The following is a 26,451-nucleotide window of genomic DNA, read 5'->3' as shown; positions in this document are numbered from 1 at the left end:
TCGGCCCGTGCTACGCACCTCCCTCCGACGATGAAGCCGCGCCTCCTCGCGATCGTCCCGGATCCTGACGGGGCCTTCGCCCAGGCGGGCGGCGTGCTCTCGGCGACCCGTGCAGTCCTCGGGCCCGAGGTGCATGCGGTGTTCGATGTCGACATCGTCGATACCACCATGCGCGCGTTTCCTCGGCCCGACCTTCGGGAGCGCGTCACGAGCGGTGCTGGCCGCGGAGCTGCCGTGCTCCGGAGCATCGCGCACCGCCGCCCTCAGGTGGCGATTGCGTTCTGCAGTGAGGGCACGAGCTTCTACGAGAAATCAGCGCTGCTGCTCCTCGCACGCGCGGCGGGCGCCCGCACCTGGCTGAGCCCCCGCTCGGGACGCGCGGAGGCGTGGCTCGAGCGGAGCGCCAGGGCACGGCGCTGGGTCACCCACGTCGGACACAAGCTCGACGGCCTGCTCGTCCAGTCGGAAGGCTGGCGTGAGGTCTACGCGAGAGCCGGTGTTCCGAGAGAACGGCTCCACATCTGGCACAACACCGTCGACACGCGCATCTGGCAGCCGATCGCATCGGCGCGACGACCAGCGCCTCCAGAGCGCCCCTTCCGCTTTCTTTTCCTCGGGTGGGCCATCGAGGCCAAGGGATTGCGTGAACTCTGCGCCGCGGTCGAGACGCTCGAAGCGCGATCCGGCCCCCAGTTTCAGCTGGCCATCGCAGGAGACGGAGCCCTCGGAGAGACGCTGAGAGAGCAGGCTGCGGAGGGCAGGCTGCCGAGGTCGATCGAGCTGCTGGGGTGGGTCAAAGGCGACAGGCGCGCGGACGAACTCGCACGGGCTGATGCCCTTGTTTTGCCGACCCACGTCGATGGGTTCCCCAACGTGGTCCTGGAAGCCATGGCCTGCGCCCTGCCCGTGATCGCCACCCCTGTGGGGGCCATCCCGGACGTGGTGCTCCCCGAAGAGACGGGCCTGCTGATTCCTACCCGCGACGTCGGGAGCCTCGTGGAGGCGATGGATCGGTTGCGGCACCACCCCGAAGAGGCCGCGGCGATGGGTCAGCGAGGCCTCGCACGAGCGCGCGCGAGGTTCGACCGAACGGTGGGCGTGGCGCGATTGCTCGAGCTGCTTCTGGGCGAGCAGGACCGCGAGGGCGCGCCCGGAATGAACACCATGACGCTCGGAGAGGAGCCGCGCTCTCAGGGCGCTGGAGAGTAGGTTGCGACCATGAAGATCCTGGGCATCTGCCACGATGTTCTCATCTGCTCGGCCGCGGTCGTGGTGGACGGGCGCGTGACTGCCGCCATTCCCGAGGAGCGCCTCGATCGGCAGAAACAGAGCCGCGTCTTCCCGAGGCTCGCGATCCAGCGTTGCCTGGAGATGAGCGGGCTGAAGCTGACCGACATCGACGAGATCGCGGTGGCATGGAACCCAGCCATCGACATGGAAACGATCCCCTCCGGCTATCTCAACGCACGCCGCTGGCGGACCGAGCACCTGAGCCAGGTCCCCGCTCGCTTCATGCAGCTGCTCGGGACGAAGGCCGAAGAAGCCTTCACCGTGCAGGGCGGGGCGCGAGATTGCCCACCCATCACCTACCTCAACCACTATCACGCCCACCTCGGCAACGCGCTGATGGTGTGCCCACACGAGGAGACCGCCGTCCTGGTGATGGATGGTCGTGCCGAGAAGCAAACCAGCTTGCTCGGCGTGGCGCGGGGCGCGTCGTTCGAGACCCTCTGCGAGGTGAACTTCCCCCACTCCCTCGGTTTGTTCTACGGGACGATCACTCAGTTCCTCGGGTTCACGCCCGACTCCGACGAGTGGAAGGTCATGGCGCTCGCGGCGTTCGCTGAAGAGGACAACGAGCTGATCGAGCCCTTGCGACGACTGATCCAGGTGAACGAGGACGGCTCGTTCGAGCTCGCCCTGGAATACTTCGCGTTCTACAACTTCTTCGAGCGACGGATGTACTCCGAGCGCTTCGTGCAGCGCTTCGGAGCACCTCGTGCGCGAAACGCGCCGCTCACGCAGCGCGACTACAAGCTCGCCGCAGCGATGCAGTGCGTGTTCGAGGAGACGATGACGAGCATCGCCACCATCCTGCATCGACGTACGGGGCTCGACCGCCTGGCCGTGTCGGGAGGGTGCTTCATGAACAGCGTCTTCAACGGGAAGATCACCCAGGTGACCCCCTTCAAGGAGTGCTTCCTGTCGAGCTGCCCGGACGACTCGGGCACCTCGATCGGCGCAGCGCTGTTTCTGCATGCGCAACGCACCGCGAACGCATCCGCGCCACGGGAGGTGGTGCGTCACAGCTACTGGGGGCCGTCATTCAGCGATGAAGCTTGCCTCGAGGCGGCTCGGCGCTATCGCCTTCCCAACGTCGAGGTGGTCTCTGACCCCTCCACCCGCGCCGCCGAGGATCTCGCGAATGGCCGGATCCTGGGCTGGTTCCAGGGTGCCATGGAGTTCGGCCAGCGCGCGCTCGGCAACCGGTCCATCTTGCTCGACCCCCGCCGTGAGGATGGCAAGGCAGTGGTGAACGCCGCGGTGAAATTCCGGGAAAGCTTCCGGCCTTTTGCTCCGGCGATCCTCGCCGAGCGGGTTGCGGACTGGTTCGAGTGTTCGCCGGAAACGCGCGTTCCTTTCATGGAAAGGGTGCTGATGTTCAGGCCCGAGCGACGCGCGCACGTGCCAGCCGTGACGCACGCCGACGGCTCCGGACGCCTGCAGACGGTCGAGCATGATGTCTCACCACGCTTTCACGCGCTGATCAGCGCCTTCGAGCAACGCACCGGGGTCCCCATCGTGCTCAACACGAGCTTCAACCTCAACGGTGAGCCGATCGTGTGCGCCCCCGAAGATGCCATCAGGACCTTCTACACGTGCGCCCTGGATGTCCTCTATCTGGGGAATGTTCGCATCGCCAAGTAGGCGTTCACTGCGTCAGGCGCGCAATCATGTCGCCCAGGGCACCGGGGGACAGCCGCAGGCGCAACCCCCAGCGTGCAGCGCCTCCGGGGTGGACCTCGGAGGTGACCGTCCAGGGGATCAGCGTCTCCCCGCGCGCAGGCAAGCCCCTGAGGGCGGCGATGCTCTGCATGGCCTTCTCCAGCTCCTCGGGGGAATCCCCGCTCGCGAGGAGGCCCGTCACGCCGCCCAGCGACAGCACCCCTCCCATCGTGGCGCCCGGACCCCGCAGCGTCTCCAGCCCGGGCTCTCCGCCAAGAGACGCCCCATCACGTTCCGATGTCAGCACCGCCTTCAACCGACGGATGACGGTGGCGCTGTCCTCTCCTGCTCCGAGCCAGAGCCGCTGGCCGTCAGGTACCGCGTAAACGTGGCTCGTGCGCGTGGCCGGCCCGGCCTTCGTGAGCGGAGTCGTCCGCACCTCGATGTGCACGGTCCCAGCGGGCAGCGCCACCACAGGGCGACCGACCACGACGACCGACGGCTCTCTCCGCCCAACCCCCTTCGCGGGCTTGGCAGGATTCTGACCGACGCCCCCTCCCTCACGACCGAGCTGGATGGCCTTCTGAAGCTGCGCCACCCACGATTCCGGGGGGTGCTCGATGCCGACGAGCGCCCAGCCTGCCAGGGCGCGCCGTGCCGCCTCTCCGCTCCTCTGTGACGGCTTCTGCTGGCCATATGTCGTCAGCGCTTGCTCCACGGCAGGGCGGTCGACACCCGCGCCCAAAACGAACGGCCCCCCCGAGAGGAGCAAGGTGCCAAGCCGACCGACCAGGCCCTCTTCACTCATCTCGTCGCGCTCGTCGCTCCCGGTGAACAGCAGTCTCGGAACCCATTCTCGGAGGAGCGTCAGCGCCTCGGAGGAAGCTCCCTGGCTGTGAAACGCGACGCCCACATCGCGCGGCAGGCGGAAGAACGACGGCGGCGGCGAGAGCTCCGTTCCGGCGGCCGTGACCAGCGCGAGCGCCAGCGGAGATTGCCGTCCCGAGAAGCGGAGCCCGAGGCCGACCTCGATGTCCTGGCCGGCGCGCCTCAGATCGATGCTCGCCCCGGCGACATCGGCGGCAAACCCCTCGAAGAGCGAACTCACCATGCCTCCCACGTCCGAGCCGCCTTCACCTCGCGGCGTGCCCGGGCGCACGCCGTTCTGCTTTGCAGCCAAGGCCAGCGCTTCCCGAGGGAACGGGAACTCGAGACGTACATCCGCATCCACCGGCTCGCCAGCCACCACCTGGGTCAGGTAGGGAGCCGCCACGAGCGCCTTCTCCTTCGAGGAGCAAACCAGGTGAGCCCCTCCCCCAGGCGTGGCCAGGTCGAGCGCACAAGCAACGGGAAGTCTCTCGCTCGCCGACCTGACGGCGCGCACGCCTGCTACCCGCATCATGCCTCGCTCTCGGCGCAGGATGAACCGGTCGTGGATGCGCGGCACATCGCGCTCTGCCACCGACAGCGAGAACACTAGCTCGTCCAGGGTGGTACCGAGGATCGCCACATCGATGGGCTTCTCGAGATCGACCACGTTGGCGAGCGCTGGCCCCAGCGCCAACTCAGCCAGATACTCCGGGCCGAGCTGGCCCACCGTGGTGAGAACCGCTCCGAGCCGCGTGCTTCCGAGCGACATCATCACGTCCCCCCAGGTGCGCAGGGGATTCTGGACGCGCAATGTCGCGACCAGCCCATCCGGAAGCCCCGGAGGCGCCAGGTCCTCGAAGTCCTCCGCTGCCGCCTCATCTCGCGGCGCGACGAGTGGACGCAACGGTGGCTCTGCCAGCCCCGAAGGGGGCTCTGTCGGGCGTGGGGCACCCGCGCAGGCGGCAACGAGGAGGAGCGTCAGAGCACCGGCACGCTTCATCGCAGGAGATCCTCACCTTCCCGAGGCGCCACTGGCAAGGGACCCAGAGCCTTCCGGTGGACCCGACGATCCTTCTGCGCCAGGATCCTCGCCACAGAGGTACAGCTCTCGCCGCCCATGATGTCGTCCCCGCCCGAGTCCACGCCAGTCGCTCCTGCAGCTCCCGTCGAGACGAAGCGCACGTCCAGACGGCAGGACTTGTTGCGCGCCATCCTCCAGCTCGTCCTCAGTCTCGTCGTCCTCGCAGGAGCCGTGGCAGCGGTCGGGTACCTCTTGCGCGACGAGCTGAATGCCCTGGGGGGTGCGTTCGTGAAGCATTTCGGCATCGCCGGGATGTTCGTCGGGACGTTCATCGCCGACGCCTTTTCCTTCCCGATTCCACCCCAGTTCTACATGCTGACCGCCATCACCGCGGGCAGCTCTCAGGTGGGAGCGATGGCGGCCATCTGTGTCGCGTCCCTGCTCGCCGGGCAAACGGGCTACCATCTCGCAGGGCGCATCGCGCGGGTCGAGTTCATCTGCCGACGGATCGATCTCTTCAGGCCAAAGATCGACCGGTTGTTCGAGCGCTACGGCTACTGGGCGATCGCCGTTGGCAGCCTGACCCCGATCCCCTTCTCGGTGCTCTGCTACCTCTCCGGGCTCTACCGCATCCCACCGAAGCTCTTCACCGTGCTCCTGCTGTTCCGGGTGCCGCGGCTGATCCTGTTCTATGCGCTCATCCGGCTGGGATGGGCACAAGGCGCCTGATCTCTCCCCACGCCGTCAGGGTCGAGGGCGCGCGACCGAACGAACCACGTGGATGATCCGCGCGAGCTCGTCTTCCTGAAGGTTGGAGGAGCTGGGCAGGCAGATCCCACGAGAGAACAGGTCTTCCGCCACCTCTCCGCCAACGCACTCCGCATCCTTGTACAGCGGCTGCAGGTGCATCGGCTTCCACACCGGTCGCGACTCGATGTTCTCGCCGGCGAGCGCCTCGATGATCTGATCCCGATCGGCCCCGAAGCGGGCTGGGTCGATGAGGAAAGCGCTGAGCCAGTTGGTGTGGAGTCCATGAGGAGCCTGCGGCATCAGCTCGATGCCTGACAGATCGGCGAAGGCGTCGCGGTACAGAAAAGCAATCTCTCTGCGCCGACGGACCCGCTCATCGAGCACCCGGAGCTGACCCCGGCCGATGCCGGCCAGCACATTGCTGAGGCGATAGTTGTAGCCCATCTCCGTGTGGTGATAGGCAATCCCGGGATCACGCGCTTGCTGCGACCAGAAGCGCGCCTTCTCGACCCAGGCTGGATCCGAGGCGGCAAGCATTCCACCACTCGTGGTGGTGATGATCTTGTTGCCATTGAAGGAGAAGGCACTGACGGGGGCCAGCGTTCCCGCGGGCCGCCCTTTGTAGGAAGCTCCCACGGCCTCGGCGGCGTCCTCGATGACGGGAACCCCGTAGCGCTGACAGCACGCCACGATCGCGTCCATGTCCGCCGTCTGGCCGTAGAGATGAACGACCATCACCGCCCTGGGCAGCCTCCCGCTCGCGGCTTTCGCAGCCAGCACATCCGCGAGGCGCTGAGGATCCATGTTCCAGCTCTCCCGATCGGCATCGACGAACACCGGCCGAGCGCCCAGGTAAACGACAGGGTTCACGCTCGCCACGAAGGTCAACGTCGGGCTGACGACCTCGTCTCCCGGGCCCACGCCGAGCAGCCGGAGGCCGAGATGGAGCGCCGCCGTTCCACTCGACAGGGCCACGCAGGGACGGCCGATACGCGCTGCGAACTCCCCTTCGAAGGCGTCGAGCTCGGGTCCCACCGTCGAGAGCCAGTTCGAGGCGAATGCGGCGCGAACGAAGGACTCCTCGTCGCCTCCCATGTGTGGCACGGACAGGTAGATTCGCTTCTTCACGAGAGCGCCTCCGCGCTTTCCCCCACCGACGCAGAATGCCTGAGAGGCGCGACGGTCCCTCCACGACGCTCGCTGACGAGCGCCGACAGAATGTCCAGATAGCGCTTCGCGAGCGCTTGCCGGGTGGCATTCGCCAGCACCCAGGCACGCCCGCGCCGACCCATTTCCGCGGCGCCTGCGGGGTCATCGGCCAGCTGTCGAATCACCCTGGCGAGCACGTCGGGATCCTCCGGGGTCGCGAACACCCCTGCCCGGGCCTCGTCGCAGACCAGCTTGCGCGCCACGCCGTCGATCGCCAGAAGGGTCGGCCGCTCGCAGGCCATGTAGTCGAAGACCTTGTTGGGATACACGGTGCGGAACGTTGGATTGTTCTGAAGGACGGCGGCACCGACGTCGCACGCACGCACGAAATCGGGCATGTCGTCCTTGGGCTGAGGCCCGCAGAGCATCACGTTCGTCAGCCCCCGAGAGCGCGCCAGCGCATCGAGCCGCGCCCGCTCGGCGCCGTCGCCCACGGTCACGAGGAGAATGTCGGGCCTGTCTCGCAAGCGCTCCGCCGCATCGAGGAGCTGGCCGATCGCATTCGCTCGCCCGTGCGCGCCTGCATACATCACCACGAACCGATCACCCCAGCCATGGCGGCGACGCACCTCGTTGTCTCGTGGCCCTGGGGTGAAGCGCTCCGCGTCCGCCCCGTTGGGCACGAAGACGATCTTGTCTTCGGGAGCCAGACCGCGCTGAACCAAGCTCTCTCGGAAAGCGGGCGTCAGGACGTTCACCTTGTCCGCAACGCGACAGCCCCAGCGCTCCAGGCCATAGAGCGCCCGGGCCAGCATGGAGCCTTCCCGGAGCACGCCCGTGGTGATCGCGCTCTCCGGCCAGAGATCACGGATCTCGAACACCAGCGGAGCTGCCTTTCGCCGGGAGAGCAGCCAGGCCGGGATGATGATGGTCAGCGGTGGCGACGTGCCGATGACGACGTCCGCATCGGCGACACGCATCGCGGCCGTGCATGCAGACACGGTGAAGCCGAAGAAGGCCCACATCCGGCCGAGGTAGCTGTCCCGATAGGTCGGCGGCACATAGCAGCGGAGCACGCGCACACGGGCGTCTCGCGTCTCGAAGATCCATCGGCCGCGGTAGGCCTCGGGGATCTCCCCGGTCGTGTAGTTCAGCGTGCCGGCGACCACCGTGACGTCGTGCCCTCCCTCACTCCAGAGACGCGCCAGCTCGTTGTACCGGGAACCTCCTGGCTCTCCGGGGGCCAGATAGTACTGATGAAAGACGACGATCTTCATGAGACCTTCCTCGCCCCTGTCCCTGATGCCGCCGCGCCGTGGACCACATCGTGAATGCGCCCCTCCGTGACCCGGAATGACACGTCGAGCGGGGGTGCGTTCATTCCCCGCGGACGGCAGGCCACACGAATCTGCCCATCCGCATTCGTCAGCTCGGCGTGACCGGCAGAGAGGACGCTGACGAACGTCAACGGAGCTGCCCCCTGTTGCACGACGGTGAGGGAGGGGACGGGCACCTTCTCCGCGTAATACCTCGAGAGCCACCCACGCGGAGGCGCCTCCTGGCCGCACGCCACGTCTCCCACCCCAGGATTGCCGGCGCCGTCGAAGACCGCGATGCAGAAGGGCCCTGCCGGCGTATTCAACGTCAGCACCCCTGCCTCCGGCTCGTGGTCGTACGGATAGTCCCCTCCCAGCCAGTGGATCCGGGCCTTGTGAATCCCCTCCCCCATGACGTGATCGACCACGATCCACAGGTCGCTCTCCACCTGCAGCACGGAACGACGATGCACGCAGCCGCCCGTGTGACGGACATCGCCGACGTGCTCTCCAGCGACGAGCGCATGACGCGGCTGCTCGAGAAAGGTCAGCCGCCTGGCCTGCGCGGGATAGAGGTTCTTGAAGCGGCGGTACAGCAGCATCTGATCCCGGTCATCGACCATCACCGTGCTGTGAGCGGCCGTCCCCACGAAGTGCTCGTGCCACCGCGATGGCCCGTTGTACAGGTAGCTGCCGGGATCCACGACCACGTTCTGACCTCGCCACCCGACGTCGAGGCTGAGCATGTCGATCTGCGAGAACCGATGGCGCAGCGTCCCGCATCGGAGGACGCAGAAGCTCCCCTCCTCGACGCCGCGCAGCACATGATAGCCAGTCACCGCGAAGGAGACCGACGTGCGCGTGCGGGGCACGAGGGGCGCATCGAGCAAGGCGCGCGTTCCAGCGAACCAGGCGGCAGGCTCGTCCCAGGGCCCTGGCGCGTACAGCCGCTCTCCGCGCGTGACGACGCTCAATGCCTGGAGCACGGGGCGAAAATCGGCGTAATCGCAGACGGAGAGCGGTGCCGGCAAAGCGCCGTCATTGGATCCGAAATTGGGTAGCCATCCGGCGGGAGCTTGCTGGGCATGAAGAAAGTCGAGCGACCGCTCCATCGCGCGCATCCACGTCTGCGGCGGCTCCTGCCCTTGCCGACGGAGGAGGGCCGATGCCCAGAGGAAGGTCTGCATCGCGACGCGGTGATACGTATGCGATTGCTGAATGTAACCGCCGTCCTCGTAGACCTGCACGTCGGCCTGCTGATCGAGCAGGCTCCTTCCCAGCGCTCCCAGCGCCGGTGACTCCGGCGCGCTCGGCAGCACCGACGAGAGGAGCAACAACCCAAAGGCTTCCGAGATCAGATGATTGTTGTAGACGGCGCGGCGCGCGTAATCGAGGTGGCGTCCCAGATGCACCAGGGCCTCGTGCAGCGCGCGGCTGAGGGCTGGCGTGATCGCGACGAACGAGGGGTCCCCTCCGAGCGTCGAGAGCCCGAAGAGCCAGGCCATGCATCGAAAAGCGATCTCCTGGCCCGACGCCCAGTGAATTCCGCGACCGTACGGATTGCAGCTCAGAAAGGATTCAATCTGCAGAGCGAGAGAGGCGGCGAGGTGGGCTCGGTCATCCGGGAAGAAAGCCCCCGCGCGTCCGAAATGATAGGCGTGAGGAAATCGCGCGATCTCCCAGGTCAGCTTGACGTCGCCGACTCTCCCCTCGTCCGCCAGGGCCTTCGACCAGTGTACGGCGTCGTCCCAGCGTCGACCATTGAGGGGATTCTTCTGCCAATCGATCCGACCCTCACTCGACGTGTAATCGCCAACCCACCGGCTGAAGCAAAGAATTCGTCCACGCGTCGCCTCCTGCGCCACACGTCGGAGGTGGGCCAATCGCTCTCTGGGGATGCGCTCGCGCAGCACCGAGGCGACCTCTTCGCCGTGAGCAAACGGAACGGGTCGAATCAGCTCGGCAACGTTCGGCACGAGGCCGAGCGGAGGCGGGGGATTCCGCTCCTCCAGCGCGACGAGGCCGCTGCGAAGCCCCAGCTCCCAGCGAACCCGAAAGGCGAACCCATCCGAGCCCAGCTCGCGCACCTCCTGGATCGCATCACGCGCTCGCTCCGCCACACGCTCTGTCAGGGGAGGAGGCTCCGTGAAGGTCGCTTCTTGCTGCTCTGCAAGGACGGCTTGCTCCTCGTACTCCGCTTCGGGGAGCGATGCTGCCGCGGGCACGGCGTCAGGTCCAACGTCGAGCGAACCCCGAACATGGCCCTGGCATGACATCGCGAGATCGTCGTCACCACGGCCCGACGAATCCAGGAAGAGCTGAGCCCAGGCCTCCAGCGCCACGGCCTTCCAGACCACGTCGATCCAGTTCTCCTGCTCCGGCGCATCCAGCAGCGCAGCGAGCCCCCGCTGGTTCCAGAGCCCCCGCTGACGCGCCCGGCTTCCCAGCAACAGCTCGCGCACGAACCCGGCATGCTTGCCTCGCATCCAGGCCTCCACCGGCGTGTCGAACCCGACCTTCCGGCGTCCCAGAATGTTCGGCGGCAGCACATCGGCCACCGCGCGACGAAGCACCCATTTCGTGGCCCCCTCCCGGATGCGCAGGTCCGGATGAATCCGGGCCGCATGGCGCACCAGCCGTGGATCGGCGAGCGGGACCCGCGACTCCAGCCCATGGGCCATGCTCATCCGGTCATCCTGGTGGAACAGGCCGGGAAGGTAGGTGCGCACATCCCAGTGCAGCACCTTGTCGAGTGGCTCGCGCGCCGGAGAGCGCTCCACTTCCTCGAAGAACAGCGCACGGCACGCCTCGCGAGACACCAGCTCGCGCCCACCGAGCAGGCCTATCCACGTCCGCTCCGGGATCTTGGCAAACGCCTCGAAGTACAGCGCACGCCAGTCGCCAGCGTGTACGGCCACCCGCGCGAGGCGCCGAAGAATGCGCCCATCGGCGAGCTGCCGCAGCAGGTTGCTGCCGACGCTCGACCGCCCTTGGAGCGCAGGCGACTCCCCCGAAGATCTCGACGCTCTCCCCTCCTTCGCGCCACCCGAGCCGAACATCCCGCCGGCCCATCGGCGCACCACCCGCATCGGATCGGCCAGCGCATAGCGAGCATAGCCACCGAACACCTCGTCGCCCCCCTGCCCGCCCAGGCACACCTTCACATGGCGCGCGGCCAGCTGGTTGATGTGGAACATCGGCAGCATCGCCGGCCCGATGACCGGCTGATCCTGGTGGTAGAGGCAGCGCGACAGGTCCTCCGGGAAGCTCTCCCCCGTCAGCGTCAAGAGATGCAGCTCCAGACCCAGGGCACGCGCCGCGGCTTCCTGATAGGGGCGCTCGTCGATCACCCCTTGCCCTGCGAAATGCACACCGAAGCAGGGCGGACGCACGCCGGCTCGTATCGCAAACGCCGCGACTGCGCTGGAATCGATACCCCCGCTGAAGAACGCGCCGATGGGTACATCGGCCATCAGCTGATCCGCGACCACCTCGGACAGCTTCTCACGAAGGGAAGCCACCACCTGCTCGGGAGGGAGGTCCTCGTGCTCGAAATGCTCCAGCTGAAAGGTGGTTCGCCGCGAGATCCCCCGCGCCGTGACTTCGAGCACCTCCCCCGGGCGAAGCTGCCGGATCCCGCGGAACATCGTGCGCTCGAACAAGGGCGTGTGGAAATGCAGGTACTGGTTCAGCCCTTCCTCGTCGAGCGCCCGCGGCACCCCGGGGCAGGCGAGGAGCGCCTTGATCTCGCTCGCGAAGACGATTCGTGTGCCGTCGTCGTGGTAGTAAACCTGCTTCACGCCGAGCGGATCACGCGCGAGCGTGAGCACGCGCCGCCGCGCATCCCAGATGGCCAGCCCGAAGATGGCCGCGATCTGTCCGAAGCATGCCGCCCCCTGCTCCGCGAAGAGGCGCAAGAGGGTCTCCGTATCGCTGCTCCCCCTGAACGGCCTGCGCGCGGCGAGCGCGGTGCGGAACCGCGTGTGATCGTAAAACTCGCCGTTGTAGGTGATCCACAGCGTACCGTCCTCGCTCGCCATCGGCTGGGCGCCCGTGGGAGAGAGATCGACGATCGCCAGCCGGCGATGCCCGAGCCCCAGGGGCCCATCGATATGAATCGCTTCACCGTCCGGTCCCCGGTGAGCGATCCGTCTCGTCATCCGCTCCAGAAGCCGACGATCGACGTGCCTGTCCTGGGCGCCGTAATGGAAGATACCCGTGATCCCGCACATGCTGCCCTCACGGAGGCGCGACCGCAGGGAGTTCCCCGGGCGCACTGCAGACCTCGGGAACGCCCTCTCGCAAGCTCCGCACCGCGAGCAAGGAAGCCTCCGTTACGCCCACCACATGGTCCCAGGGGATGGGTGGCGTGCCACCACGGCACGCTCGAAAGAAAGCATCCAGCTCGTCTTTCTGTCCCTTGTCCTTGCCCATGCGCTCTCGCTGCACCTCGCCCTTCGACCAGATCTCCAGCGCGTCCCACCCATCGAGGATCGCCACCTTCCCGCCGCCGAAGATCTCGATCCGCTCCGGCGGAAGGGCGCGATCACCACCGCTCTGGTACGACACCGACGAGACGCTGCCATCGTGGTGGCGCAGGGTGATGAACACCCGATCGTCGGTGGTCTCGATCCCGCCGACCTTGCCGACCGACTCTGCGTACACCCTCGCCGGCGTGCTGCCCGTGATCGCGACGCAGGTATCGATCGCATGGGTCGCCTCCCCGACGATCCTCCCGCCGCCGACGTCCTCGTCCTGCACCCAGTGATCCGGGGGGATGGGCGGCACCGAGAAGCGGTAGCTGATGCTCAGCGGGCTCACCCCGGCGAAGATCTCGCGGAGCCTCGCGGTCGCCGGCGCGAACCTCCGGTTGTACCCCACCATCAACACCGGGCAGCGCTCTCCCAGCTCGTCCACGCAGCGGGCGATCGCCTCCAGCTCTTCCAGCCGGATGCAGAGCGGCTTCTCCACGAAGACATGCTTGCCGGCCCTCAGCGCCGCGGTGACCAGCTCGGCATGCAGGTCGTGCCTCGTGGCGATCAGGACCGCGTGGGTGTGGGGATCATCCCAGATCTCTTGGACCTCGGTCGCCGCGAAGTCGTACCCCTTCACCCGCCCGCTGTGCTCGGCGCTCAACCCCTTCGCCGTACACAAGCCTCGGAAGCGTACCCCTCGCTGACGCTCCAGCATCGGCATCAGGATGAGCCGAGCGTAGTTCCCTGCGCCGATCAGGCTCAGACCCACCTCACCACTCGATGCGGGGGGCGCCGCGCGAAGCTCCACCCGCCGCACCAGCCGCGCAGGCGCCGGCGGATGCTCCAGGATCACGCCCAGGAAGGGAGCCTTCGTCGCGCCCGTGATGAGTTCGTAGGCCTCGGGGGCGCGCTCGATGGGGAAGCGGTGCGTGGTCAGCTGCTCCACGGGCAACTTCCCCTGGGCGATGGTGTCCAGCACCGCCTCCATGTTGCGCTGCATCGTCCAGCGCACGTGCCCCACCGGGTAGTCGATCCCCTTGTCCGAGTACGCAGCATCGAACCGCCCTGGCCCGAGCGACGAGGAGACCGTGAAGGTGAGTTCCTTCTCGAAGAAGGGCTGACGCGGAATCTCGAGCCCGACCACACCCACCAGCACGATCCGGCCTCGGACCCGTGACGCCGCCGCTGCGAGCTCGATCGGCGCGTTGCTCGCGGTGGCCGCCGTGATGATCACCGCGTCCACCCCGTGACCGCCAGAGAACACGCGCACCTGCTCGGCCGAAGGGTTCCCCGCGATCACCTCGTCAGCGCCCAGCGTCTTCGCCAGCGCGAGCTTCTCGGGGTCGAGGTCCGTGCCGATCACCCGGCACCCCTGCGCCTTGAGCAGGCACACGGTGATCTGCCCGATCAGCCCCAGCCCGATCACCAGCACCCGCTCACCGAGCCCCAGCCCCGCGAGGCGCACGCCCTCCAGCGCGATCGCCCCCACGGAGGTGTACGCCGCTTGCTCGAAGCTCACCTCGTCCGGGATGCGGGCGCACAGGTTCACGCCCGCCGCGATCACCCCCGCGTGAGGCCCGGCCACCGCGACCCGGTCTCCTGGCTTCATCCCCTGCACACCCCGGCCCAGCTCGAGCACCACCCCGGCCGCGGAGTACCCGAGGGCCATCGGCTCATCGAGCTTCGCCATCACCTGGTGGAACGTGGTGATCAGCCCCTCCTGCCGCACCTTCTCCAGCACCCGACGCACCTGGTCGGGGCGCTGTCGGGCCTTCCCGATCAAGCTCTTCCGCGCAAGCTCGACCACGTACCGCTCGGTACCGGCGCTGAGCAACGAGGCCACCGTGCCGACGACGACCTGCCCAGGACCGGCGATGGGCGCCGGGATCTCACGGACGGTGGTCCGACCGCTGCGGACTTCTTGAACGACCTGCTTCATGGAGCTCCTGCGCCGCGGGGCGAAGCCACCGGAGCAGCGCAGAAGCCTTCTACTCCACCAGCGGCCGCGGCGTGAGCCCCCCGGGCACGGTCCCACCCACCAGCCCGGTGAGGATCTTCGCGTCCAGCGGAGCCAACGTTCGACCTCGCCTCCCCGTCACGGCCGTCGCCTCGACGAGGGCACGACCGAGGGCTTGCCTGGCGACATCACCGGTCGCACCGAGGAGTCGCCCGAGCGCCTCATCGCCCAGCCTCCTGGCCGGGTAGACCGAGGGAGAACCCTTCCGTAGCGACCCGTCGATCGCATTCGCCGTCGAGAACGCCAGGACGCGTCGCGACTCCAGACCGCTCGCAGGCACCACCCTGGCCAGCGCCTGCAAGGCGGCCTCGGCCACCAGGCGAAGCTGCTCGGGGAGCAGCGGCGCATCCGTGGCCATCACCAGCACGAACCCTGGTGTGAGCGAGCGCGCAGCAGTGTCAGCTCCTCCTTGGCCAGCTCCTCCGCGAGCCGCCCCCTCGGCCCCCGCCTCCCCTGGGCTCTCCTGGAGACGCCCCCCGTTCGCGGCACAGAGCCCTCCCACCGTGAGCCCCCCTCCCGGCACCTCGACCCGCCGCGACGCCCCTCCCACACCGCCCTTCCCCCCCAGCGCGCACAGCCCCCGGCCGATGCCCACGCTCCCCCAGGGCACCGCCTGATCCGTCGCCTGCTCCACGGCGCGCAACACATCATCATGCGCGATCCGACGCTTCCGCTGATCATTCAGGTAGCCGTCATCCAGCCCGATCACCACCGGAGGCCACGCATCGTCCACCGGCAGCTCGGTGTCGCGCTGGTGCCCACGGCTGATCAGCGCGTCATACGCGATCCCCACCGTCGTCGCGTTGCAGAGCACGATCGGCGAAGAGAGCACCCCGAAGTCCTCGCCCACCTGGATCCCGGTCTGACTGATCCCCTCCCCCGTCGCCGCGTCGCCGACGAACAGCTTCCGATGCCGCACCGAGGAGGGATACGGCAGGATCGCCGTCACGCCGGTCTGCACGTCGCCCTCGTCCAGCGTCACGTGACCCACCAGGACACCGGCCACATCGGTGATCGACCCTTCGCTCCTGCGCTCCATCCGTGTCCGCTCCGTCATCGCGTCGCGTCGAGCGCTCGCCCGTGCGCGTCGAAGAGGGCCGGCAGCCTCTCGAGCGGCAGAGCATGCGCCGTGTTCCCATCCACGCCGGTCATCGTTTCCGCCATGCAGAGCGCATTGAGCACGGCCTCCTCCGTCGCCTCCACGGAAGCCTGGATGCATCGATCGAACTGCTCATCGTTCCAGACCTGCACCGCGCTCGTCGCCGCCTCCCGTCGCCCCTTCATGCCATTCGAGAAGAAGAGCAACAGGTCGCCCGAGCCATGCATGGAGACCGCGCCCGTGCGCCCCAGCCCCAGCGCCATGCGCTTGCAGAGTCGCCCGAGCTGAACGGGGAGCATCGGCGCATCCGTCGCCCCCACGATGAGGATCGACTTCGACTTGCGCCCCTCGTGGGGAGGCAGATCACGGATCTCCTGCCCCACGGGCACCCCCTGCACACGCAGCTGCCCGCGGCGCCCGTGGTTGGCCTGGACCAGGACGCCGATCGTGTAGCCGCCTTCCTCCTCCGAGAGACGCCGCGAGGCCGTGCCGATCCCGCCCTTGAAGCCGTACGCCATCATCCCGGTCCCGCCCCCGACCGCCCCCTCCGGCACCGGACCGCTGGCCGCACCACGGAGCGCGGCCATCACATGCTCGTCCGACAGATGGCGCCCCTCCGCGTCATGCAGGAACGCCGCCCACGTCTCTCCCACCACAGGCGTCGGCACGGGCACGCTGTCCCCGATCTCCGGGTAGGTCTCGAGCAGCCACGAGAGGGCCCCGTTCATCACGCGGCCGACGTTCGAGGTGTCCGTCAGGAGAATGGGCACCTCCAGCGTGCCGCTCCGGTCGACGACCCCGAGACCCGTCAGCTCGCCATTGCCGTTCAGCGTGAACCGAGCCGCAGCGACGGGCTCTCGGACCACATCCTCGGTGGGCAGGATGGCCGTCACCCCCGTCCGGATCGGGCCTTTTCCTGGAACGAGCGGCCCAGCCCCCTCGATGCGCGTCACGTGCCCCACGCGGACCCCCGGCACATCGGTGATGGCGTTCCAGCGCCCCGTCGGCAGCTCACCGATGACGATCCCCAGCTCCCGCAGACGACGCCGACCCGCGAACGGCGCAGCCGGCGCGATCCGAGGCGTGGCCCCGCACCCCCCGAGCAACGGCAGCGAAGCCGCGGCAGCCGCGGCCCCTGTCAGCAGCTCACGACGGGATAGCCTCGTCCCTCCTCCACCTCGCCGAACCACACCCCCTCGTCGTCGAAGCCGCGGCCCTCGTCAATCGGACAGTGCCGCGACCCCCTCGCGCTCTCCACCTTCGGCCTCGAGCTGCGAGATCGCGGAGAACCCCTTGAAGATCCCCAGAAGGATGAACAGCCGGAGGACGATCCCACCCCCGACCCCACCCCCCGTTTCGAGCGACGTCACGATCGAGAACACGCCATCCAGCGCGAGCAAGGCAAACGCAATCCCGAGCGCGATCTTCGACCGGCGCGCCCGCACCCACAGACCGAGACCCAGGAACAGGACGCCCAGGACCACGGTCTCGATCCCGAGCCCGAGCCGCTGCATCGCCTCGACCTGACCGATGGTCGAGACCAGCCCCGCCAGCATGCTCATCCCACCCACGAACAGGATGACGCCCCACGCGGTCTTGAGCTTCGTGTTCGGATCGGAGTCCGACCCGGGCAGCGGACTCCCGTTGCGAAGGACCTGCAGCTCCACGCTCCCCATGCTCCGGACGAGCTGCACCCGCAAATGCCCCAGTCCGTCGGGGAGCTGGAACTCCCGGCCCTCGTCGAGCGCGCTCTTGCTCTCGAACCCGCCGATCTCCTGGCCATCGAAGCGCACGCGGATGTCCTTCCAGATCCCCTTCCAGGAGACCTCCACCCGCTTGGCTTCACCGGACTTCAGCGAGAATTTCCTCGTCGGCATACGCACTCCTCCACGGCTCGATGGCTCAGTCTCCTGAGCCCCCACCCTTGCGCCAGGCTTCGCGCCGCGCATCCTGCGCTTGCTTTCGCGCGCGCGCATCCTCGATCTGGCGTGGAATCTCGGCGAGACGAGCCTTGTGCAGGTTCTGACTCAGCTCGTACATCCCCACATCGCGCTCGGGCAGCCGCGAACGGTGCTCCTCGAGCACGGCGTTCGCGAACGCGAGGTAATCCTCCGACACGCGCCGCTTGTGATCGTAGTACTGGTCGATCTCCTCGTCCGACGCCGTGCCCGACTGCACCTTCCCGAGCATCTCGTTCCAGCGCACCTCCTCCTCGCTCCGCTGCTGGAGCACCGCCGGGTCTTCCGTCGGTGCGCCGAGCAGCCAGTAGAGGTTGTCAGGCATCCGTGTGCGGAGCGCCGCGAGATCCACCGGGTACTCTCCATCCGTGGTGATCTCCCCCGCAGGCGGTGCGCCAGGCGCGCCCTCCGTCGCAGTACCCACCGGCTCGGAGGGAGCCGCCAGCCCGCGCGACCGCTCCTCGGCAACACGTTCCCTGGCAGGCGCTGTCGTCTGCGACGCCGCGGGACGCGCCTCCCCTCCTGGCGCAGTGTCCTTTTCCGCCCCACCCCGGAGGACCAGGAACGCCACACCGGCACCGAGGACGACCAAAATGCCCCATTTCATACCGCCGTTCCGGGCCTCTGAGCGCATCCGCCGCACCATACCGAGCCCCACCCTGCTTTGACAAGCCGTGCACCAATGACGCGACGCAGCCAACAGCACATGCGTCACCATTTTACAACGCATCGATGAACCGCTTCCGGTTCACAGTTTCGCTCGCAACGATCGTCACCCTCGAATTCGATCGTTCAGCGCAGGAAGAGCGCAAAAAGCCGCCGCTTGCGGAGCCATCTTTTGCGCCTCGAACCTATACAACGTCGACCTCGACCGGCTAGCATTTCGCCATCCAGCAACACAGCGGAGGATGGCTGATGCAGCGTAATGTCCTGATGGGTCTCGGGTTCCTGGCAATGACGGCGGCGTCGAGCACCGCGGGCGCGTCCGCGATCATCGAGGGTGCACTGGGCGCGATCGTCGACGGCGGCAACAACTACAACTGGCAGAAAGTGGAAGCACCTGGGGCCGTCTGCGGCGACGGCTCCCAGTACAAATTCTTCGTCAGGACCACGAGCTCTCCGAACGTGCTGTTCTTCCTCGAAGGAGGCGGCGCTTGCTGGGACTACGACACGTGCAGCGGCCGCGCCGGCCTTCTGGGCGCCGCGAATCCGAACGGAATCAGTGACGATTACATGCAGCAATTCACGGCGAAGTACGTGTCGCCCCTCGTCAATGGTGCCGACCCTGGCCTCCCGGGGCGTAGCCGCACCGACCTGCCCACGAAGGACTGGAACATCGTCTACCTGCCGTATTGCACGGGTGACGTGCACGTCGGCAAGAACGTCGCCACGTACACGGACCCGACGGGCGCGGAGCCGCCGCTCCGGTGGCACCACAACGGCTACGAAAACACCATTGCCGCTGCCAAGTACGCCAAGTCCCGGTTCCCCAACGTGCAGAAGCTCCTCGTCACCGGCTTCAGCGCCGGCGGCACGGCGACGGCTGCTGGCTATCACTTCGTCCGCCAGATCATCGCCCCTCAGAAGGGCTATTCGCTGAACGACTCGGGCCCCATCTACCCCGCCGCCGGTACGGGCAGCAACTCGAAGCCGCTGCACAACAGGATCCGTCAGTCGTGGGCGCTCGACTCCGTGTTCACGGGGCTCCCCTCCGGCTTCACGCCGAACGACATGGGCACCATCAACAAGGCCGTGGCCCAGGCCCACCCGAACGACCAGTTCGCCTACACCGCCTACACGCGCGACTACAACTACTCACGCTTCTCCTACGAGCGCTTCTACACGCCGAACAACCAGGAGGCGGTGCTCACGCGCTGGAAGCAGGACCAGGACTCGCTGGTCAACCAGCTCAAGGCGCACAGCAACTTCAGCTACTTCATCCCGCATCACCGCGAGATCAACGCCAGCCATTGCAGCACGATCATCACCTTCATCGGCAGCCATGCGTGTGAGCGGATGGAGAAGAAGACGTTCTGGGAGAGCTTCGAGCTGCCCTGGGGCCAGAGCTGGAAGTGTCGCAGCGAGATGGTCTCGATGGACACCTTCCTCCGCCGCTTCCTCAACGAGAACAAGGTCGTCCGCGTCTACGAGCCCGAGAACTGGTACAACAACGAGGATCCCGGCATGGGCATCGTCGGGCCGCTCATCAACGCCGCACTCGGCGGCTGAGCCCTTCCTGCCACACGGAGACCGCAGCACCGCTTCCTTGCAGCCTCCTGGCCGCTGCAAGGTCGCGGGACCGCGGAGGCGTCAGCCGTCGTGATGATCGGACACGCCGCGCTTCCAGTACCCCACCGCCCGCATCCAGTCCTTGTTCACGCCGCGCTCGTCGCGCAGGTGGTCGCGGATCGTTCGCACCGTTCCGCTCTCTGCCGCCACCCACACGAAGCCATCGCCAGACGGCCATGACAGCGCACGGATGGCCTTCTCGAGCAGCTCCGTCGTCCCCGCCTCCGCCCCACGGCGGTGCAGCCAGGTGACCTGCACGTCGGCCTGGGTCACGAAGCGCTGCTCCTCGCCCTCATCCTCCACCTCCACGAACACGATGGCGCGGCTCCCCGCAGGCAGCTCCTCCAGCCGCCGCCCGATGGCGGGCAGCGCCGTCTCGTCGCCTGCGAGCAAGTACCAGTCGAAATCCTTCGCCACCACCAGCGACCCCCGCGGCCCTCCCACACCGATCCGGTCCCCTGGCTTCGCCTGCGCCGCCCAGCTCGTCGCGGGCCCGTCTCCGTGAATGACGAAATCGAGGTCGAGCTCTCCCGCTGCGGCGTCGTGACGGCGGGGCGTGTAATCGCGCAGCACCGGGCGCGGCTTCCCTTCGGGAAAGACCAGCCCTCCTGGCCCGATGGTCGGCACCGCGATCTCGCGTTCTCCATCGACCGGAAGTGCGACCTTCACGTGATCGTCGGCCCCATCGCTCTGGAACCCTTCCAGTTCCGCACCGCCGAGCGTCACCCGCGCCATGCGCGGCGTGATCCGCGTGACCCGCTGGACCTCGAGAAGGCGAAACTTGACCGGAAAGGGACCACGCCGAAACACACGTTCGGACAGGGACATGGCAATGCTCCTCGCTCGGAGACGAAATGAGGACGGCCGCGCGCCGCCCTCCACGGTGGGGAGCGATCGCAGCGCAGCACGTCAAACGCTGTTGAAAGTTATGTTCAACAACGCGCCGCTTGTCAAGGGACGCCTTGCTTTTACGGCCTCCCGGTTGGCTACCGCAGCCAGACGGACGAGCAGCACGAACGCCTCGCCAATGCAGCAACGTCACCGCGATCCGTGAATCGACAGCGCATCGCATTGACGGATCAGGGCATTCCCCGAAGCAGCGTTCCGCCGAGACCGCCTGTCGTCGATCTGCGAAAAGCGCGTATCCTGCGCTTCGTCATGCGGTGTCATCCCCTTGCAACCTTGCCCTTCCTCCTCACCTTCGCCCTCCTGCCCGCCGCCTGCGGCGAAGGCACGCCTTCGGACGGCGGCGCAGGCCACGCCGGGGAAGGCGGTGCCGGCGGCGACACCAACCCGACCGGTCCCGGCGGCTCGGGTGGCTCCGGCGGCTCGGGCCCGCTCGCGGACCCTGCCGCGCCACTCTTCGCGGGCACGAGCATCCCGCGCTTCGAGATCACCATGACGCAGGAGAGCCTCGACGAACTCTCCGCGACGCCCTACGAATACGTGAAGGGCGACCTCACCGTCGAACTCGACGGCGAGACCATTGCGCTGCAGAACATCGGCGTCCGGATCAAGGGCAGAGCGGGCTCCTTCCGCTCCCTCGACCAGAAGACGGCATTCCTGCTCAAATTCGACAAATTCACCAAGAAGCAGCGGTTCCTCGGCCTGGAGAAGCTCGCCATCAACAACATGGTGCAGGACCCGAGCATGATCCACGAGCGCGTGGGCTACCCCCTCTTCCACGCCATGGACGTCCCCGCCCCGCGCTCGGCCCACGCGACGCTCCACGTCAATGGCGAGCCCTTCGGCCTGTACGCCCCCGTCGAGTCCACCGACAACCCCGGCTTCCTGAACACCTGGTTCGGAAGCGACAAGGGCAACCTGTACGAAGGCGAATACGGCAGCGACCTCTTCGTCGGGCTGGAGGGCAGCTTCGATCAGGACAACGGCGACGACATCGGCTTTGCCGACCTCACCGAGCTCGCCCAGGCCCTCGACGGGATGACCAACCCGGACACCTTCCTCACCGACGTCGCGCCTCACATCGACGTCGACGAATACCTGCGGTTCGCCGCCACCGAGCTGTACATCGGCCACTGGGATGGCTACGCCAACTGGCGGAACAATTACTTCATCTATCGCCGCCCCTCCGACGACCGCTGGCTCTTCATCCCCTGGGGCATCGATCAGACCTTCAGCGACCACCTCGATCCCTTCGCCGCGTACGGCAGGATCCAGGAGATGTGCGTCGCGTCCACGCCCTGCCGCCAGCGGCTCGCCCAGACCTACGAGGAGGTCATCGCGCGCGCCGCGGAGCTCGACCTGGTGGCGCAAGCGACGGCGCTCGAACCGTTCCTCTGGGATGCCGTGCTCGACGACCATCGCAAGGAGGTCAGCGACGACGCCGTCGCCTCCAGCATCGCCGCGACCATCCACTTCCTCAGGAACCGCCCCGACAGCGTCCAGGAGCGGCTGGTCTGCGTCGACCCCTCTGCCATCGACGCAGACCAGGACGGCTTCTCCGGCTGCGGCGAGGACTGCAACGACAATGACCCCAGCGTGTACCCGGGGGCTCCCGAGCAGTGCAATCTCCGTGACGACGACTGCGATGGCGTATGGGACAACGATCCCTCCTGCCCCCAGTGCGTCACCGAGGCCGCTCCCGGCGGGGGCACCCTTGCCTTCTGCTTCCAGCCGCGCACTTGGGCCGCTGCCGAAGCCGACTGCGTCGCCCAGGGGGGACACCTGATCTCTTTGCACGACCAGGCGACCCGCAACCTCGTCGTCTCCCGCGTCAACACCATCGGCGGGGGCACCTGGTGGATCGGCCTCCACGACCAGGCCCAGGAAGGGACCTTCGTCTGGACCGACGGCTCACCGCTCGACTACACCGACTGGGCCTCGGGCGAGCCGAACAACTACGCCGACGACGAGCACTGCGTCCACCTGACGGGTGGAGGCCAGTGGAACGACCTCTTCTGCACCTCCGACGGTCGCTACGTCTGCAGGCTCCCCTGAGCCACGGGCATCGAGGCGCGGGCGGCTGGGCCGCTCGCTCCTCGCGGTGATGTCACGCGCGTCAGGTCCGACGTCAGAGCGCCTTGATCAGCGCCATCAGCTCGTCGTCGGAGACGAACACCTCGGCGATGTCGCGCCGGTCCATCAGCCACCCGATCAAGCGCCTCGGCGACAGCCGCGCCGCTGCGAGCTGCTCCGCCGCCTCGTCGATCTCGAACGTCGGCTCCACCTCGATCAGCTCCTTGTCGAGGAGCATCTGCAGGAACCGCTTGGAGGCGACCACCGGATCTTGGACCGGCTCCGCCTCTTGCGCCCCCTCGCTGGGCTTCATCGTGAGCACGCGCTCCAGGTAGTCCGTGAACGACAGCTCGGGCTCCGGCGTCGCCTTCTTGCCCGCAGTCGCCCCACCCACCCAGGAGATTCGCCCTTCCCGCGTGAACGCCGCGTACCGCCCCGGCCTCTCCAGCGCGAACGCCACGAGCCCTCCGGGCACCCGCGGATGATCCCGCCGCATCGCCCCGGTCAGCGACGCCAGCGCCGCCGCGTCCACGATCTTCACCGGCTTGCTGATCGACCCCAGCGTCGTCGTGAACCACAGGTAGTCGGCAGGCAGCTCCACCCCGAGCTGTTCGGCCACGTGCTGCGCCTCCTCCAGCGACAGCGCGCGCGCCCCCTCGGCATTCGGCGCGAGCGCCTCGGCGAGCTTCTCGCGCCGCGCCTCTACCTCGGCCCAGAGCGCCTCGTCGATCTGCTCGTCCAGCCACTCCGAGAACGGCTCCGCCGAAGGCGAAATGTCCTCGTCTTCCTCCTCGGGCTCCTCGGGGTTCCAGAAGGTGATCCCCATCTCCTGGGCCTTCTCACCCCACGGCTCGGGCTCGGTCCGCAGATCGAAACAGTGGTAGCAACCCTCGCCCGCGTCCGCGAACGCGATCAGGTGCTTCGGCAGGCTGGCCTCGGGCTGCTGCGACGCCACGAAGATCTCGAGCGGCCAGGCCACGTGCCCCAGCTCCTCGACGAACGCGCGGTACGAAGGCGGCAGCGGACGTCCGAGCAGACGCTCGATCTCCCCGATTTGATCAGCGGTGGCGGGCTTCGGAGCGAAGCTCCCGAGCAAGGCCTGATTCTTCTCGACGAGCAGGACGTGAGCGCGACGCATCGGCTGGCACTTTACGGCGCCAGCATGTGAAAGGCCAGTTCTTGCGCACGTTTACGAACGCGCTGCCAGAACGGCCACCGAGCAGAGGTGTCCCGCTGCCCGGTGCCAACCCGCTGCCACCCAGCTTCCGCCCGCTGCCGCCCGCTGCTGCCCAGCGCCGACGTCCCGCGGACGAACCGCTCGGCTCAGGCCGGGACCCGCTCCGCCCCGGGCCGGTCCCAGTGCCGATGCTGCCCCAGGGCCTGGAGGAACGCCTTCGCGAACGCCCCCAGATCGGGCGCCCCTTGCGACGTCACCACCCCTTGCGAGGTCACCTGCCCTTGCTTGCCGCCCGCGTCCGCCAGCGCGACCCCCGCGAACGCGGCCCCGCGCACGAGGTCCACCCCCTCCCCCGTCGCGCCCACCGTCTTGTAGTGCTTGAACGCCTCGTTCACGAAGTGCAGCGCGGCCCCGTCCTGGAGGAGCGCCTCCACGCTCGCCTTCCCACCGGGGATCAGCACCGCGTCGAACAGCACCGACGCGACCGTCGGCAGCGCCATCGTCACCGCCTCCGAGCCTCCCTCCGCCGTCTTCACCGCCCCCAGCCGCGGACCGACCACCTCCAGCTGCGCCCCGGCCGCCTCCAGCGCCGTCTTCACATCCTTCAGCTCGGCTGCGCTCACCCCATCGGCGACCAGCGCCGCCACCTTCCGGGTCGCCACCGACCCCTTCACGGTGTTCTCCATGCTCAGCGCGGGCGAAGGCGCCCCGGCCACCGCCGGCTTCGTGTTCCGCTTCCCCACGAACTTCACCGCCGCCTGCACGTCCACCCCGATGCCCTCGGCCACCATCTTGGCGAGGCCCATGTCCACCTCGACGAAGTTCGCCACCATCCGCTGGCGCACCTCCAGGCTCTCCACCTTGCCCAGCTCGAAGCGCGCCGCCTTCACGATGTGCTCCTTCTCCGGCGCCGACATGCTCACCCAGAAGAGCCGCGCCTGGCTGAAGTGGTCCCCGAAGCTCTCCGCCCGCTTCCGGATCTTCTCCCCCTCGACCCGCTCCGGGTAGTGCACGTACCCCCCGTTCGCCAGGTTCGCGAGGTGCGGGCACCCACCGCCCAGCGAGTTCACCGTGTAGTTTGCGCGGCGCCGCGGGATGCGGTGCTGGTGGAACCCGTCCTGCTGGTGGTTGTCGACCGGCGCCACCGGCTGGTTGATGGGGATCTGCGCGAAGTTCGGCCCCCCGAGCCGCGTGATCTGCGTATCGAGGTACGAGAACAAGCGCGCCTGCATCAGCGGATCGTCGGTCACATCGATCCCGGGGACCACGTTCGACACGCAGAACGCCACCTGCTCCGTCTCCGCGAAGAAGTTGTCCGGGTTCCTCGTCAGCGTCAGCTTCCCGACGCGCCGCACCGGCACCACCTCCTCCGGGATGAGCTTCGTCGCGTCGAGCAGGTCGATCCCGAGCTTCTCGGCATCGTCCTCCTCCACGATCTGCAGCCCCAGCTCGTACTCGGGGTAGCTCCCCTTCTCGATCGCCTCCCACAGGTCCCGCCGGTGGAAGTCCGGATCCTTCCCCGAGATCTTCTGCGCCTCGTCCCAGACCAGCGAGTGAACGCCGAGCAACGGCTTCCAGTGGAACTTCACGAACCGCGACCGCCCGTGCGCGTTCACCAGCCGGAACGTGTGCACCCCGAAGCCCTCCATCATCCGCAAGCTGCGCGGAATGGCCCGGTCGGACAGCGCCCACATCAACATGTGCGTCGTCTCCGTCTGGAGGGACGCGAAGTCCCAGAACGAGTCGTGCGCCGTCGCGGCCTGCGGCATCTCGTTGTGCGGCTCCGGCTTCGCCGCGTGGATCACGTCCGGGAACTTGATCCCATCCTGGATGAAGAACACCGGGATGTTGTTCCCCACCAGGTCGAAGTTCCCCTCGTCCGTGTAGAACTTCACCGCAAACCCGCGTACGTCCCGCACCGTGTCCGCCGAGCCGCGCGACCCCGCCACCGTCGAGAAGCGCACGAAGACCGGCGTCTTGCGCGCAGGATCCTGAAGGAACTTCGCCCGCGTCAGGTCGGCCAGCGACTCGTACACCTGGAAGTGCCCATGCGCCCCGGAGCCGCGCGCGTGGACCACGCGTTCGGGGATGCGTTCGTGATCGAACCGCATGATCTTCTCGCGAAAATGGAAGTCTTCGAGGAGCGTTGGTCCCCGCTCCCCCACCTTCAGCGAGTTGTCCGTGTCGTTGACCCGGATCCCCTGGTCCGTCGTCAGAAACCCTTCGCCTGCATTCTCACGATACGCCTCGAGCTGCGCGTCCTTCTTGTCGCTCGGAGCTCCCCCGGACGTACTGTTTCCCTGACTCATGACGATTCCTCCTCCTCCGCGCCCCACGCGAGGGGCGTCCTCCGGGCATCGCTGCACCGATGTCCGGCGAGGCGAGATCCTGCGCGGGCACAGCAC

Annotated in this window: 17 protein-coding genes; 5 read left to right on the top strand and 12 right to left on the bottom strand. The window is 67.7% G+C overall.

Annotated features, from left to right (window positions below; all coding sequences use genetic code 11):
- Positions 1-30 precede the first annotated feature (30 nt).
- Positions 31-1,209: a glycosyltransferase gene (locus CMC5_RS08560; protein WP_050429935.1), complete on the top strand. Its 1,179-nt coding sequence runs from the start codon at positions 31-33 to the stop codon at positions 1,207-1,209.
- A gap of 9 nt (positions 1,210-1,218) precedes the next feature.
- Entirely contained in the window at positions 1,219-2,928 is a 1,710-nt protein-coding gene (locus CMC5_RS08555) for a carbamoyltransferase family protein (RefSeq protein ID WP_050429934.1), read from the top strand.
- Positions 2,929-2,932: 4 nt separating this feature from the next.
- Here CMC5_RS08555 and CMC5_RS08550 read toward each other — a convergent pair whose 3' ends face one another.
- On the bottom strand, positions 2,933-4,816 hold the full coding sequence (locus CMC5_RS08550; protein WP_050429933.1) for a hypothetical protein: 1,884 nt from the start codon (positions 4,814-4,816) through the stop codon (positions 2,933-2,935).
- A gap of 198 nt (positions 4,817-5,014) precedes the next feature.
- Here CMC5_RS08550 and CMC5_RS08540 point away from each other — a divergent pair, with 198 nt between their 5' ends.
- Positions 5,015-5,566 (top strand): YqaA family protein, encoded by a 552-nt coding sequence (locus CMC5_RS08540; protein ID WP_050429931.1) that lies wholly within the window; start codon positions 5,015-5,017, stop codon positions 5,564-5,566.
- A 15-nt stretch (positions 5,567-5,581) separates the two neighbouring features.
- Here CMC5_RS08540 and CMC5_RS08535 read toward each other — a convergent pair whose 3' ends face one another.
- Genes CMC5_RS08535 through CMC5_RS08500 form a run of 8 tightly spaced genes read right to left on the bottom strand, consistent with a single transcriptional unit; the run spans position 5,582 to position 18,208 of the window.
- Positions 5,582-6,715 carry a DegT/DnrJ/EryC1/StrS family aminotransferase gene (locus CMC5_RS08535; RefSeq protein WP_050429930.1) on the bottom strand — a complete coding sequence of 378 codons (1,134 nt, stop codon included), beginning with the start codon at positions 6,713-6,715 and terminating at the stop codon, positions 5,582-5,584.
- Positions 6,712-8,013 carry a glycosyltransferase family 4 protein gene (locus CMC5_RS08530; RefSeq protein ID WP_050429929.1) on the bottom strand — a complete coding sequence of 434 codons (1,302 nt, stop codon included), beginning with the start codon at positions 8,011-8,013 and terminating at the stop codon, positions 6,712-6,714. The genes CMC5_RS08535 and CMC5_RS08530 overlap by 4 nt, the downstream gene beginning before the upstream one ends.
- The gene (asnB, locus tag CMC5_RS08525; RefSeq protein WP_156338364.1) at positions 8,010-12,284 is read right to left on the bottom strand and encodes an asparagine synthase (glutamine-hydrolyzing); all 4,275 of its coding nucleotides are present in this window, start codon (positions 12,282-12,284) and stop codon (positions 8,010-8,012) included. The genes CMC5_RS08530 and asnB overlap by 4 nt, the downstream gene beginning before the upstream one ends.
- Before the next feature lie 7 nt (positions 12,285-12,291).
- Entirely contained in the window at positions 12,292-14,466 is a 2,175-nt protein-coding gene (locus tag CMC5_RS08520; protein WP_050429927.1) for a bi-domain-containing oxidoreductase, read from the bottom strand.
- Positions 14,467-14,515: 49 nt separating this feature from the next.
- Complete coding sequence (locus tag CMC5_RS08515; protein WP_082362326.1) at positions 14,516-15,601, bottom strand: P1 family peptidase; 1,086 nt, start codon at positions 15,599-15,601, stop codon at positions 14,516-14,518.
- The gene (locus tag CMC5_RS08510) at positions 15,598-16,833 is read right to left on the bottom strand and encodes a DmpA family aminopeptidase (protein WP_245678355.1); all 1,236 of its coding nucleotides are present in this window, start codon (positions 16,831-16,833) and stop codon (positions 15,598-15,600) included. Before CMC5_RS08510 ends, CMC5_RS08515 begins: the two co-directional genes overlap by 4 nt.
- A gap of 30 nt (positions 16,834-16,863) precedes the next feature.
- Positions 16,864-17,520 carry a hypothetical protein gene (locus tag CMC5_RS08505; RefSeq protein WP_050429925.1) on the bottom strand — a complete coding sequence of 219 codons (657 nt, stop codon included), beginning with the start codon at positions 17,518-17,520 and terminating at the stop codon, positions 16,864-16,866.
- 25 nt (positions 17,521-17,545) lie between these two features.
- A complete protein-coding gene (locus CMC5_RS08500; RefSeq protein ID WP_156338362.1) occupies positions 17,546-18,208 on the bottom strand; it encodes a hypothetical protein in 663 nt (220 codons plus the stop codon).
- 308 nt (positions 18,209-18,516) lie between these two features.
- Here CMC5_RS08500 and CMC5_RS08495 point away from each other — a divergent pair, with 308 nt between their 5' ends.
- Positions 18,517-19,830 carry a pectin acetylesterase-family hydrolase gene (locus tag CMC5_RS08495; protein WP_050429923.1) on the top strand — a complete coding sequence of 438 codons (1,314 nt, stop codon included), beginning with the start codon at positions 18,517-18,519 and terminating at the stop codon, positions 19,828-19,830.
- A gap of 81 nt (positions 19,831-19,911) precedes the next feature.
- Here CMC5_RS08495 and CMC5_RS08490 read toward each other — a convergent pair whose 3' ends face one another.
- A complete protein-coding gene (locus CMC5_RS08490) occupies positions 19,912-20,718 on the bottom strand; it encodes a siderophore-interacting protein (protein WP_050429922.1) in 807 nt (268 codons plus the stop codon).
- Between the two features lie 330 nt (positions 20,719-21,048).
- On the opposite strand from CMC5_RS08490, the gene CMC5_RS08485 reads away from it, so the two are divergent.
- Positions 21,049-22,851 carry a CotH kinase family protein gene (locus CMC5_RS08485; protein WP_156338361.1) on the top strand — a complete coding sequence of 601 codons (1,803 nt, stop codon included), beginning with the start codon at positions 21,049-21,051 and terminating at the stop codon, positions 22,849-22,851.
- A gap of 73 nt (positions 22,852-22,924) precedes the next feature.
- On the opposite strand, the gene CMC5_RS08480 is transcribed toward CMC5_RS08485, so the two are convergent.
- Both CMC5_RS08480 and CMC5_RS08475 read right to left on the bottom strand, forming a co-directional pair.
- Positions 22,925-24,007: an SMI1/KNR4 family protein gene (locus tag CMC5_RS08480; RefSeq protein ID WP_050429920.1), complete on the bottom strand. Its 1,083-nt coding sequence runs from the start codon at positions 24,005-24,007 to the stop codon at positions 22,925-22,927.
- Positions 24,008-24,192: 185 nt separating this feature from the next.
- The gene (locus tag CMC5_RS08475) at positions 24,193-26,355 is read right to left on the bottom strand and encodes a catalase (protein ID WP_050429919.1); all 2,163 of its coding nucleotides are present in this window, start codon (positions 26,353-26,355) and stop codon (positions 24,193-24,195) included.
- Positions 26,356-26,451 lie beyond the last annotated feature (96 nt).

The organism is Chondromyces crocatus (genome assembly GCF_001189295.1).
GTDB lineage: Bacteria > Myxococcota_A > Polyangia > Polyangiales > Polyangiaceae > Chondromyces > Chondromyces crocatus.
This window is presented reverse-complemented; position numbering and strand designations above follow the sequence as displayed.